Genomic DNA, 10,334 nt, shown 5'->3' with positions numbered 1-10,334 from the left:
GGCGGGCGCCGGGGCGGGAGCAGCCGCGACGGGAGCCGCCGGGGCCGGAGCTGCCGGAGCGGAGGGCGCCTCCCGGGGGGCCGGCGACGAGGGCGCCTCGGCCGGGCGGCCGGGGTGCTCGCCCGCGATCGACATCCGCCGCTCGAGGCGCTCGAGGCGCTGCAGGGTCGCGACCGCCGACCCGTCGGTGGCGGGCAGCAGCATGCGGGCGCAGACGAGTTCCAGGAGCAGCCGCGGCGCCGTCGTCCCCCGCATCTCGGTGAGGCCGTCGTGCACGGTGTCGGCCATCCGGCTCAGCGTGGCCGACCCGAGGGCCTTCGCCTGCTGGCTCATCAGGTCGAGCCGGTCGGGCGGGCAGTCGAGCAGGCCGTTCCCGCCGGCGTGCGGAACGGCGTCGAGGACGATCAGGTCGCGCAGCCGGTCCAGCAGGTCGGTGGCGAACCGGCGCGGGTCGTGCCCCGCCTCGACCACCCGGTCGACCGCGCGGAACACGGCGGGGGCGTCGTGCGCGGCCAGCGCGTCGATGGTCTCGTCGAGCAGCGCGTCGTCGGTGACGCCGAGCAGGCCGACCGCGCCCTTGTACGTGACCCCTTCCGGCCCGGCCCCGGCGAGGAGCTGGTCGAGGATCGACAGCGAGTCGCGCACCGAGCCCCCGCCGGCCCGCACCACGAGCGGGAAGACGGTGGGCTCGACGGTGACGCCCTCGGCCTCGCAGGTCTTCTCGAGCAGGCCGCGCAGCGTCGTCGGCGGCACGAGCCGGAACGGGTAGTGGTGGGTGCGCGACCGGATGGTGGGCAGCACCTTCTCCGGCTCGGTGGTGGCGAAGATGAAGACCAGGAACTCCGGCGGCTCCTCGACCACCTTGAGCAGGGCGTTGAAGCCCTGCGTGGTGACCATGTGGGCCTCGTCGACGATGTAGACCTTGTAACGGCTGTTCACCGGGGCGAAGAACGCGCGTTCGCGCAGGTCACGGGCGTCGTCGACGCCGCCGTGGCTGGCGGCGTCGATCTCGATGACGTCGAGCGAGCCGGGGCCGTCGGGCGCGAGCGCCACGCAGGAGTTGCAGTCGCCGCACGGCTGCGACGTCGGCCCCTGCTCGCAGTTCAGCGACCGGGCCAGGATCCGTGCCGAGGACGTCTTGCCGCAGCCGCGCGGGCCACTGAAGAGGTAGGCGTGGTTGATCCGGCCGCCGTCCACGGCGTTCACCAGCGGGCCGGTGACGTGCTCCTGACCGACCACCTCGGCGAAGGTCGCTGGGCGGTACTTGCGGTAGAGCGCCAGAGCCACGTGGGCAGGTTACGTGCCTGCACCGACACCGCGGCGCGCACACGACCGGCAGGTGTGGAGCGGTCGCGGAGCCCGGAGGGCGAGGTGACCAACCGGCAGGTGTGGACCGGTCGCGGAGCCCGGAGGGTTCCCGACCGGGACACGGGCAGCGGCTCCGCAGGGCAGGGGACGGCACCTGGCCGCGGTGCGGCCCGGTAGGGCCGCGATGGGCATAGAAAGGACCCCCCGCGCACCCGCCAGAGCCCGCTTATCCTTGCTGCCTTCCGGCCCTGGGGAGGTTCACAGGATGACGCCACACGAGGGGTCTGGCGTCCACTGTAGAGGAATCCACCAGCGCTCCGACGACGACGCCCGTTCCGCTCCGAGTCCTGAGGCCCGGCCCGCGCCGCGCCCGCGCCTCTCCCGCCGCGCTCCTGACCCGGAGCGCCGCGGGCTGATCGCCCCGCCGCCGGCCCACGATCACGGGCGCGGGCCGTTACGCCGATCCTCGGCGATGGGCCGGCGCACGGCGCGCCGGCCGAGGGCCTGCTCGTGCCGACCGCCGTGGGCGGAGCTCTGTGTGCGGAGGATGGGAGATTCGAACTCCCGAGGGGTTGCCCCCAACCCGCTTTCCAAGCGAGCGCCATAGGCCACTAGGCGAATCCTCCAGTGCACCGGCGATGCTACCGGGCGGCCGGCGGAGACCCGGCGCCACGGTCGGCGAATGCGTCGCATCGGCAACGGCATGTCTCCCGGGGGCGCACCGGAGACGCTCGTGCGGCATCCTGCACCGCAGGCGGTTGGTCTTCCGGCCGCCGGGGAACGCCCCGAACACGGGGGACCGAGAGGAGGCAGGACATGAGCGAACCGAGCGAGGTGCGGCCGGAAGTGGTCGAGGCCATCGTCGGCGTCCTCAAGGGCGGGGACCCCGCGGAGCTGCCTCCGGGTGCGACCGCAGCGGAGAAGGCGGCCGCCAAGGACACCTACCTCTCCGACTTCGTGGCCGAGCGCGGCAAGCGGGACCGCCAGTCGCAGGCGTGGGAGCTGCTGCTGACCCGGAGCTACGACGAGGCGCCGAGCTGGAAGCAGATCTTCGACGACCTCGACCCCGACGTGCACTCCGAGCTCACGAGCCTCTACGACGCCCTGCCGGCCGGCGCCCAGGAGGAGTACGTGCGCCGCTTCGGGGTCCCCTCCGGCGTCTGAGCCGCCGCCCACCGTTTCCCCATGACCCGACCCGTCACGACCCCCGGCCGCCTCGTCGCGGGGCGGTACCGGTTGAAGTCGCAGCTCGGCGGCGGCGGGATGGGCACGGTGTGGCTGGCGCGCGACGAGCTGCTCGGCCGCGAGGTCGCGATCAAGCAGGTGCTCTCGCCGCAGGGAGTGGCGGCCGCCGAGGCCGACCAGCAGCGGCAGCGAGCGCTGCGGGAGGGCCGGATCGCAGCCCGGCTGAGCCATCCGCACGCGATCTCGGTCTACGACGTCGCCCTGGAGTCGGGGCAGCCGTGGCTGGTCATGGAGTACCTGCCGTCGCGCAGCCTGGCGACCGTGCTCACCGAGGACGGCGTCCTGCGGGTCGACCAGGTGGCCCAGATCGGGGCCCAGGTGGCCGACGCCCTGGCCGCGACGCACGCCGCGGGGATCGTGCACCGGGACGTGAAGCCGGCCAACATCCTCATCGGCCAGGGGGGCCGGATCGAGGGCCTGGTCAAGATCACCGACTTCGGCATCTCGCACGCAGCCGGCGACATCACGCTGACCCAGACCGGGCAGATCACCGGGACGCCGGCCTTCCTGGCCCCCGAGGTCGCCCAGGGACGCGAGATGACCGAGGCGAGCGACGTCTTCTCCCTGGGGGCGACGCTCTACACCTGCATCGAGGGGCAGCCGCCGTTCGGCATGGAGGACAACGCGCTCGGCATGCTGCACCGGGTGGCCGGCGGGCAGATCACGCCACCCCGGCGGGCCGGGTCGCTGACGAAGCCGTTGCTGCGGATGCTCGCCGCCGAGCCCGCCGACCGCCCCGCCATGCCCGAGATCCGTGACGAGCTCGCGAAGCTCGCGGCCGGCCGCTTCGGGGACACCACGACCGTGCTGCTGGCGCGCACCGACCTGGGCTCGTCGGAGCAGGGCCGGAACCGGACCACCGCGTTCCCGGCCGGCGGCACGGCGGACGACGCGACCCCGCCGCCCGTCGAGCCCGCGGCGCCCACTCCGCCCCCGCCACTCTCCCGTCCGGCACCGACGCTCACCGGCCCCGCACCGTCGTCGTCCGACGGCTCGGGTCCGGCCGCCGTGGCGCCCGTCGCGGGCGCGGCAGCACCGGTACCGGACCGGGCTCCCCCGCCGCCCGCCCCCCGGACGCCGGGACGACGGCGCGGGCGCGCGCTCTGGCTGCTCGTCGCGCTGGTCGCGGTCGTGTTCGCCGGGCTGATCGCCTTCTGGGTCGTCTCGCTGGACGACCCCGTCGACTCGTCGGACGCGCAGACCTCGACGTCGGCCCCGTCGACGAGCGCGGAGCCGACGGCGGAGGAGCCGGCGCCGTCCGCCCAGCCGACGGCACAGGAGACGTCCGCCGAGCCCACGCCCGAGGCCCCGGCCGATCCCCTCTCGGCGGCCAGCATCACGACCTTCCTCGGGGACTACCACCAGCAGGTCCTGTCCGACCCCCGGGCCGCGTACGCCCGGACCGGGCCGACCCTGCGCGCCAACATCGGCGAGGCCGCCTATGTCGACTACTGGAGCCAGTTCTCCGACGTCCGCGTCAGCGACATCCAGGCCGTGGACGGGCAGACCACCGCGACGGCGTCACTGGAGCTGGTCTTCACGAACGGCACGCGCGAGTCGGGGCTGCACCAGTTCACGTTCCTCGTCCAGGACGGCCAGCTGCTCCTCGACAGCGACTTCCCGGCCTGACCCTCCGGGCGGCCACGCGGCGCCACCGGGGCCGCGACCGGCGCAGATGCCGGAAGGCTGTGCCCGGCCTAGCCTTCTCGAATGGCAGACAAGGACCTGCAGGAGCTGGTGCGACGCCGCCTGTGGGAGCTCGCCCGGGCTCCGGAGGAGGCCTCGCGGGTGTCCCGGTGGGTCGTCCCGCCGGAGACGATCGAGCGGATGGCCCGCGCCGGGGGGAAGAGCTTCATCAGCGAGGGGCTGGCCGAGTTCCTGGCGCGCGCACTCGAGGTTCCGGAGAACCGGATCCGCCGGGCGGCCGGGCTGCCCGAGGTCGACGATCCCCGCGCCGACATCGCGACCGGTCCGCACCTGCGGCTGATCCGCGGTGAGGGGTAGCCCCGGTTCCCCCGGGCCGCACGCACGAAGGCCCCGTATGTCCTGGGAGGACCGGCGGGGCCTTGCATGTGCGCTGGCGGTGGCGGTGGGATTTGAACCCACGGAGGGGGTTGCCCTCACACGCTTTCGAGGCGTGCTCCTTCGGCCGCTCGGACACGCCACCGCCGAAGAGACTACAGGCCGCGCTGCGCCCGGAAGAAAGCACGTAGCAGCGTGGCGGACTCCTCGGCCCGCACCCCGGCGACGACCTCGGGGCGGTGGTTGAGCCGGCGGTCGCGGACGACGTCCCAGAGCGATCCGGCCGCGCCGGCCTTCGGGTCGTCGGCGCCGTAGACCACCCGCGCGACCCGGGCCAGCACGCTGGCGCCGGCGCACATCGTGCACGGCTCGAGGGTCACCACGAGCGTGGCGCCGGTCAGCCGCCAGCCGTCGCCGTGCACAAGCGCCGCCGCCCGCAGGGCGAGCACCTCGGCATGCGCGGTCGGGTCGCCGCGCTTCTCCCGCTCGTTGGCCGCCTCCGCGAGGACGGTGCCGTCCGGGCCCAGGACGACGGCGCCGATCGGGGTGTCCCCCCACGCCTGCGCCGCGGCCGCCAGCTCCAGGGCCCGGCCCATCGCGGCGTCGACGTCGACGTCGAGGGTCACCGGGTGCTCCTCAGCACGCTCCGTCTCTGAGTGCACCTGAACTCAGAGACGGAGCGTCCGGGGAAGGTGGTGCATGGCCGACTCACGTCGGCCCGTCCAGCGGGAAACCGACGAGCTCCGAGAGCTCGGTGAGCGCAGCCGCGGGATCGACGACCTTGATCGTCGAGAAGCCGAGCGCGCGGGCCGGCTTCAGGTTGATCCCGAGGTCGTCGAGGTAGGCGCAGTCCCCCGCCTCGATCGGCCGGCCAACGGCCTCCGAGAGCCGGGCCAGCGCGCGCCGGTAGATCTGCGGCTCGGGCTTGCGCACGCCCTCGGTCGAGGACTCCACCACCGCGTCGAACAGCTCGAGCAGCTCGCCGAGCTCCCCCGTCCGCTCCATCGGCGCCACGTTGTTCGACAGCAGCGCCAGGGGCAGCCCCTCCGCCCGCAGCCGGCGTACGGCCGCCACCATCGACGGCCGGAGCTCGCCGCGCAGCGCCTCGAGCACGCGGGCGGCCTCCAACCGGTGACCCGCCGCCAGCGCCTTGGCCTCGAAGGCCGCCGAGAACCCGGCCGCGTCGAGCTCGTTGCGCTCGAACCGCGCCCACGCATTCGTGTCGGGATCGGTCGAGTTCAACCGCCGGATCAGCCCGTCGGGCAGGCCCACCTCCGCCTCGTACGCCGCGAACGCCGTCATCGGGCTCTCCGTGAGCACGCCGCCGAGGTCGAACACCACCGCGGAGACCCGTGCTGCCGGTGTTCCCGCGACCCCGCTCACGGAGCCACCGCCGCGGCCAGTTCCTCGGCGAACCCCAGCCGGGCGGCGATCCGCTCGACCATCTCGTCGGCCCAGAGGTCGTCCGCCGTCACGATCGGCCGCAGCTCGTCGGCCTTCAGCCCGTCGTCGGCGAAGACGTCGAGGTCTCCGCCCGGCCAGCCCGACTCGTCGTCGTCGAAGGAGCCCTCGGTGTCCACGCCGATGCCGTAGCGCTCGACCACCTCCGCGGCCAGCACCCACTCCAGCATCGCCGCGTCGGAGATCAGCGCCCGGACCATCCCGCCCGGCCCGTGCCGCAGGGCGACGAAGTACAGCCGCGAGTCGACGACGAGCACGAACGGCGGCGGCCATCCGTCAGCACCCGGCTCGCCCAGCGCCCGTTCCAGCACCGGCAGCTCGTCTCCCGCGTCCTCGGCGAGCAGCTCCACCCGCCACCGGCCCCCCGGCCGGCTCACCCGGACGGCGAAGCTCGTCCGCGGCGCGTCCGGGCCGGTCATCGCTTGCGCAGCATGGTCAGGCCGTCGGCCAGGGGCAGGAGGACGGTCTCCCAGCGCGGGTCCAGGGCGAGCGCGGCGTTCAGGGCGACGACGGCGTGGTCGTCCTCGGTCGTCGGAGTCAGCGCCCGTCCCTGCCGCAGCGTGTTGTCCAGCAGCACCACGCCGTTCGGCGTCATCCGCGGGTAGAGCTCCTCGATGTAGTCCGGGTAGCCCGTCTTGTCGGCGTCGACGAAGGCCAGATCGAACGTCTCGGCCGACGGCAGCGAGCGCAGGGTGGGCAGCGCGTCCCCCAGCCGGAGGTCGATCCGGTCGTCCACCCCGGCGCGGGCCCAGTACCGCCGGGCCACCGCCGTCCATTCCTGGCTGCGGTCCAGGCACATGAGCGAACCGTCCTCGGGCAGGCCCCGGGCGATGCAGAGGGCAGAGAACCCGGTGAACGTGCCGATCTCGATCGCCTGCCGGGCGCCGAGCGCACGGGTGAGCAGCTGCATGAAGGCGCCCTGCTCGGGAGCGATCTGGAACGTGGCCGGGGCCTCGCCGCGTTCCGCCATCGCGGCAGTCTCGGCGAGCAGGGCGGTGGCGACGTCGTCGGGCGCCTCCGACGAGGCGAGGACGTACTCGGCCAGCTCCGGCGTGAGGAGGAACGACCGGGGCGTCATGCCGCGTGCTGACGGACGAGCGCGGAGGGAGCGGGCGCGTGAGTCATAGTTCTGATCATGGCCGATGCCCCCGCCGACGGTGCAGCCCCCGCGACCGACGAGACCTCCGTGCCCGGCGACGTCGACCCGGCGCTGTTCGCCCGGCTGGCCCGCGACCCGCTGGCCACCCATCTCGGGATCACGCTCGAATCGGTCCGGCCCGGTTACGCACGCGCGGCCATGACCGTCGCCCCGGGCCTGCTGAACGCCTTCGGGATGGCACACGGCGGGGCGACGATGGCGCTGCTCGACGTCGTCCACGCGGCGGTGAGCAACAGCCACGGCACGCTGGCGATCGCGCAGGACGTGCACACCGAGTTCCTCGCCGCGGGGAGGCCCGGCGACCGGCTCGTGGCGGAGGGGGTCGAGGTGCACCGGAGCAACCGCACCGCGGTCTACCGGATCGAGGCCACGGCGCAGGACGGCCGGCTGGTCGCGACCGCGCTGGCCCGGGTGTTCCGCACCGGCCGGCCGTGGGACGAGGCATGAGCTCCTTCCCCGTCGCGACCATGCCGGCGCCACCCGTCGGCGTCGTGGGCCTCGGCCAGCTGGGCGGCTCGCTCGCCGCGGCGCTCGCGGCCGCCGGCCGCCCGGTCGCGGGGTGGGACGTCGACGCCGGCGCACGCGAGGCGGCCGCCGCCCGGGGCGTCCGGATCAGCCGGGAGCTGGCCGGCGTCGTCGTCCTCGCGGTGCCGCTGCCCGCCGTCGCCACCGCGCTGGACGAGCTGACGATCGATCCCGACGCCACGGTCACCGATGTCGGCTCGGTCAAGGTCCCGGTGCTGGAGGTCCTCGGCGACGCGTACGGCAGCCGCTTCGTCGGCGGCCACCCGATGGCCGGCACCGAGCGCTCCGGGCACGCCGCCACCGATCCCGGCCTGTTCGCCGGCGCCCGCTGGGCGGTCTGCCTCGACCCCGGCACCGATCTGCACCGCTGGCTGCGGGTCGCCGAGGTCGCGATCGCCGTGGGCGCGGAGGTCGTCCCGGTGACCTCGGCCGACCACGACGACGCCGTCGCCGCCATCAGCCATGTCCCGCATCTGCTGGCCGCCGCGCTGGCGACCGTGGCGGGCCAGGCCGGACCGCTCGCCCTGGGCCTCGCCGCGGGCAGCTTCCGGGACGGCACGCGGGTCGCGGGCAGCGACCCGGCGTTCGTCACGTCCATGGTCGAGGGCAACGCCGGCCCGACGGCGGCCGCCCTCGCCCGGGTCCAGCAGCAGCTCGCCCGCCCGTGGCCGGACCTGGTCGCCGACGGGCACGCGGTCCGCAGTCGGACGACGGGGCGACGTCCGGTCCGCGTGCCGCTGGACCGGACCGCCCTGCTCGCGCTCGGCCGGCAGGGCGGGGCGGTCACCGGGCGGCTGGCCGCGTTCCTCGAGGGCTGGGTACCCGAGGGCGCCTGACCGCACGGCTCGCCCCCGGTCGGTTTCGCGGCGTCGACGCCGGGCACCGGGTCCGGCATGGAAGAGAAGGACATCCTGAGCCGCATCTCCGCGCTGGTGGACGAGGAGCACAAGCTCCGCGAGGGCACCGAGCACACCGACGAGCAGCGAGCGCGGATGAACGAGATCGACGCCTCTCTCGACCAGTGCTGGGATCTCCTCCGCCAGCGCCGCGCCAAGCGGCAGTACGGGGAGGACCCCGACGAGGCCGAGCTGCGCCCCGAACCGCAGGTCGAGGGCTACCTGCAGTAGGCCGTGGGGGCTGCCTCAGGTGCGGGGGCGGGCGGCCCGGGAGACGCGGGCAAGGGCGTCGGTGACCACGGCTGCGTCGTCCCCGAGCAGCGTGAGCAGGTGACCGAGGAGTTCGTCGTGGGTCGCCGTCGCCGCGGCCAGGCGCTTCCGGCCCGCCGACGTGAGGGAGGCGGCGTCGTCCTCCGTTTCACGGGACAGCAGACCGTCGCTCACGAGCCGGTTCACCGTCGCGGGCTGGACCGGGCGGGTGAGGCCCGCGGCCTCGGCCGCCGACCCGGCGGCCGGCCCGCCCCCGGCGATCCGCCGCAGCGCGTCGAAGGCGGTCAGCGAGAGGCCGTGATGACGGCGCAGGGCCGCGTCGAGCCGCCGCAGGATGCGGTCGTGCGCCTGCATGATCCGCAGCCACGTCTCCGCGGGCCGCGGCACCGCACCGGGAAGGGCGGCCGGGTTCCGCGGGACGCCGCGGGCGAGCGCGTCGTCCCGCCGGTGCCGGCGGTTCTGGCCCGGCTGCTCGGCCTCACGCACGCCGGAGCGGGAGCCCCCGGCCGAGGGCGCGCTGCCGGCCGGCGACCGAGACCAGCCCGCCGACGGTGGCCACGAGCGCGGTGGCCGCGGTGACGAGCGGGATCAGGTCCGCCAGCCCACTGTCGCCGACCGCCGAGTCGAACCCGGCGACCTGCAGTTCGACGTCGGCGACGAGCTCCGACCGGTGGCCGAACATGTCCACCGTTACGGGCCCGGCGGTGGTGCGGTCCGGGATGTGGACGGCGATCTGCACGGTGCCGTCGGCACCGGCGGTGCCGGACCCGAGCACGGTGTCACTGCCGTGCAGCGCGATGGTGACCCGCTCGCCCGGGAGGAAGCCCGCTCCGACCAGCGTCACCGTCCCACCGGCGGCAACGGGTCGCGCCGAGGACGCGATCGTGCGGTCCGCGCCCGCGGGAACGGCGGAGACCGAGGGACCCGACTCGACGCCGCCGGCGGCCGGCGCGGACGACGAGCCCGCAGCCGAGGGAGCCGGCTCCTGCGACGGTGGGGCGGAGCTCGCCACGCCCGCCGACGGCGGGGCCGTGGGCGCCGCCTCGGCCCCGGGGGGCGCCAGGACGGCCTCGCAGTCCTCCTGGGTCGGCCGGGTGAAGCTGTAGGTGTCCAGCTCGTCGACGAAGGTGACGCCGGAGCCGTCCCGGGCGGCGTACTCGAGCCGGCCGTCGATGGTCTCGCCCCAGGCCACGTCGTCGGTCCGGAGCGTGACGGTGGCACCCGGCTGGATCGTCGCCTCGTCCTCACCCGCCGGCTGCCGAGTCGTCGCGAGCCGGACGAAGTACGCCGACGTGCCGGCGACGACCTCCACGACCAGCCCGCCCGGCCGGCAGCTGGGGCCGAAGGTGACCTGGCCGTCGGGGCGGGACGGGTCCTCGACCGCTGCCGCCGGGGCGGCGCTGAGCGCCAGGAGCACGAGGACGAAACCCGTGACGAGGCCCCCGGAT

General features: G+C 75.0%; 13 protein-coding genes, 2 tRNA genes and 1 other RNA gene. 6 read left to right on the top strand and 10 right to left on the bottom strand.

Translation table 11 applies throughout. From position 1 onward, the window contains the following. The 3 genes from E4P39_RS20795 to E4P39_RS20785 all read right to left on the bottom strand — a co-directional run. Positions 1–1,287 (bottom strand): DNA polymerase III subunit gamma and tau (locus E4P39_RS20795; protein ID WP_135138500.1); only part of this gene is annotated, 1,287 nt, incomplete at its 3' end. A gap of 213 nt (positions 1,288–1,500) precedes the next feature. Further along, positions 1,501–1,596, bottom strand: an RNA gene (gene ffs / locus E4P39_RS20790) — signal recognition particle sRNA small type. A 253-nt stretch (positions 1,597–1,849) separates the two neighbouring features. Further along, positions 1,850–1,934: transfer RNA gene (locus E4P39_RS20785), tRNA-Ser, on the bottom strand. Positions 1,935–2,124: 190 nt separating this feature from the next. Between E4P39_RS20785 and E4P39_RS20780 the strand changes: the two genes are divergently transcribed. From E4P39_RS20780 to E4P39_RS20770, 3 genes are all read left to right on the top strand, one after another. Continuing rightward, positions 2,125–2,472, top strand: coding sequence for a hypothetical protein (locus E4P39_RS20780; RefSeq protein ID WP_135138498.1), 348 nt, complete (start codon positions 2,125–2,127; stop codon positions 2,470–2,472). A 21-nt stretch (positions 2,473–2,493) separates the two neighbouring features. After that, positions 2,494–4,182 (top strand): serine/threonine-protein kinase, encoded by a 1,689-nt coding sequence (locus E4P39_RS20775; RefSeq protein WP_135138496.1) that lies wholly within the window; start codon positions 2,494–2,496, stop codon positions 4,180–4,182. An 81-nt stretch (positions 4,183–4,263) separates the two neighbouring features. Then, complete coding sequence (locus E4P39_RS20770; RefSeq protein WP_135138494.1) at positions 4,264–4,557, top strand: hypothetical protein; 294 nt, start codon at positions 4,264–4,266, stop codon at positions 4,555–4,557. A gap of 74 nt (positions 4,558–4,631) precedes the next feature. Here E4P39_RS20770 and E4P39_RS20765 read toward each other — a convergent pair. The 5 genes from E4P39_RS20765 to E4P39_RS20745 form a co-directional block, all read right to left on the bottom strand. Then, positions 4,632–4,720 (bottom strand) — tRNA-Ser (locus tag E4P39_RS20765). Positions 4,721–4,730: 10 nt separating this feature from the next. Next, a complete protein-coding gene (locus E4P39_RS20760; protein ID WP_135138503.1) occupies positions 4,731–5,171 on the bottom strand; it encodes a nucleoside deaminase in 441 nt (146 codons plus the stop codon). A 112-nt stretch (positions 5,172–5,283) separates the two neighbouring features. Then, positions 5,284–5,958, bottom strand: a complete 675-nt coding sequence (locus tag E4P39_RS20755) for an HAD-IA family hydrolase (protein WP_135138493.1) — start codon at positions 5,956–5,958, stop codon at positions 5,284–5,286. Continuing rightward, positions 5,955–6,455 carry a tRNA adenosine deaminase-associated protein gene (locus E4P39_RS20750; RefSeq protein WP_135138492.1) on the bottom strand — a complete coding sequence of 167 codons (501 nt, stop codon included), beginning with the start codon at positions 6,453–6,455 and terminating at the stop codon, positions 5,955–5,957. Before E4P39_RS20750 ends, E4P39_RS20755 begins: the two co-directional genes overlap by 4 nt. Further along, a complete protein-coding gene (locus E4P39_RS20745; RefSeq protein ID WP_135138490.1) occupies positions 6,452–7,114 on the bottom strand; it encodes an O-methyltransferase in 663 nt (220 codons plus the stop codon). Before E4P39_RS20745 ends, E4P39_RS20750 begins: the two co-directional genes overlap by 4 nt. 57 nt (positions 7,115–7,171) lie before the next feature. Between E4P39_RS20745 and E4P39_RS20740 the strand changes: the two genes are divergently transcribed. From E4P39_RS20740 to E4P39_RS20730, 3 genes are read left to right on the top strand one after another with little or no spacing between them, the layout of a single operon-like run. Next, complete coding sequence (locus E4P39_RS20740) at positions 7,172–7,642, top strand: hotdog fold thioesterase (protein WP_135138488.1); 471 nt, start codon at positions 7,172–7,174, stop codon at positions 7,640–7,642. Beyond that, positions 7,639–8,556: a prephenate dehydrogenase/arogenate dehydrogenase family protein gene (locus E4P39_RS20735; protein WP_135138487.1), complete on the top strand. Its 918-nt coding sequence runs from the start codon at positions 7,639–7,641 to the stop codon at positions 8,554–8,556. Before E4P39_RS20740 ends, E4P39_RS20735 begins: the two co-directional genes overlap by 4 nt. A gap of 57 nt (positions 8,557–8,613) precedes the next feature. After that, positions 8,614–8,847, top strand: a complete 234-nt coding sequence (locus E4P39_RS20730) for a DUF2630 family protein (protein ID WP_135138486.1) — start codon at positions 8,614–8,616, stop codon at positions 8,845–8,847. Positions 8,848–8,862: 15 nt separating this feature from the next. Here E4P39_RS20730 and E4P39_RS20725 read toward each other — a convergent pair whose 3' ends face one another. Both E4P39_RS20725 and E4P39_RS20720 read right to left on the bottom strand, forming a co-directional pair. Continuing rightward, positions 8,863–9,372, bottom strand: a complete 510-nt coding sequence (locus tag E4P39_RS20725) for a MarR family transcriptional regulator (RefSeq protein ID WP_135138485.1) — start codon at positions 9,370–9,372, stop codon at positions 8,863–8,865. Next, entirely contained in the window at positions 9,365–10,303 is a 939-nt protein-coding gene (locus E4P39_RS20720; RefSeq protein WP_135138484.1) for a hypothetical protein, read from the bottom strand. The genes E4P39_RS20725 and E4P39_RS20720 overlap by 8 nt, the downstream gene beginning before the upstream one ends. Between the last annotated feature and the right edge of the window lie 31 nt (positions 10,304–10,334).

This window comes from Blastococcus sp. CT_GayMR19 (genome assembly GCF_004570385.1).
Lineage (GTDB): Bacteria > Actinomycetota > Actinomycetes > Mycobacteriales > Geodermatophilaceae > Blastococcus_B.
Note: the sequence above shows the minus strand (reverse complement) of the source record. Positions and strands in the feature narration are given on the sequence as shown.

Bases quoted from the DNA above. Each gene is read 5' to 3' on its own strand.
- E4P39_RS20780 (WP_135138498.1), top strand. From the start codon at position 2,125: ATGAGCGAACCGAGCGAGGTGCGGCCGGAAGTGGTCGAGGCCATCGTC.
- E4P39_RS20775 (WP_135138496.1), top strand. From the start codon at position 2,494: ATGACCCGACCCGTCACGACCCCCGGCCGCCTCGTCGCGGGGCGGTAC.
- E4P39_RS20770 (WP_135138494.1), top strand. From the start codon at position 4,264: ATGGCAGACAAGGACCTGCAGGAGCTGGTGCGACGCCGCCTGTGGGAG.
- E4P39_RS20760 (WP_135138503.1), bottom strand. From the start codon at position 5,171: ATGGGCCGGGCCCTGGAGCTGGCGGCCGCGGCGCAGGCGTGGGGGGAC.
- E4P39_RS20750 (WP_135138492.1), bottom strand. From the start codon at position 6,455: ATGACCGGCCCGGACGCGCCGCGGACGAGCTTCGCCGTCCGGGTGAGC.
- E4P39_RS20745 (WP_135138490.1), bottom strand. From the start codon at position 7,114: ATGACGCCCCGGTCGTTCCTCCTCACGCCGGAGCTGGCCGAGTACGTC.
- E4P39_RS20740 (WP_135138488.1), top strand. From the start codon at position 7,172: ATGGCCGATGCCCCCGCCGACGGTGCAGCCCCCGCGACCGACGAGACC.
- E4P39_RS20735 (WP_135138487.1), top strand. From the start codon at position 7,639: ATGAGCTCCTTCCCCGTCGCGACCATGCCGGCGCCACCCGTCGGCGTC.
- E4P39_RS20730 (WP_135138486.1), top strand. From the start codon at position 8,614: ATGGAAGAGAAGGACATCCTGAGCCGCATCTCCGCGCTGGTGGACGAG.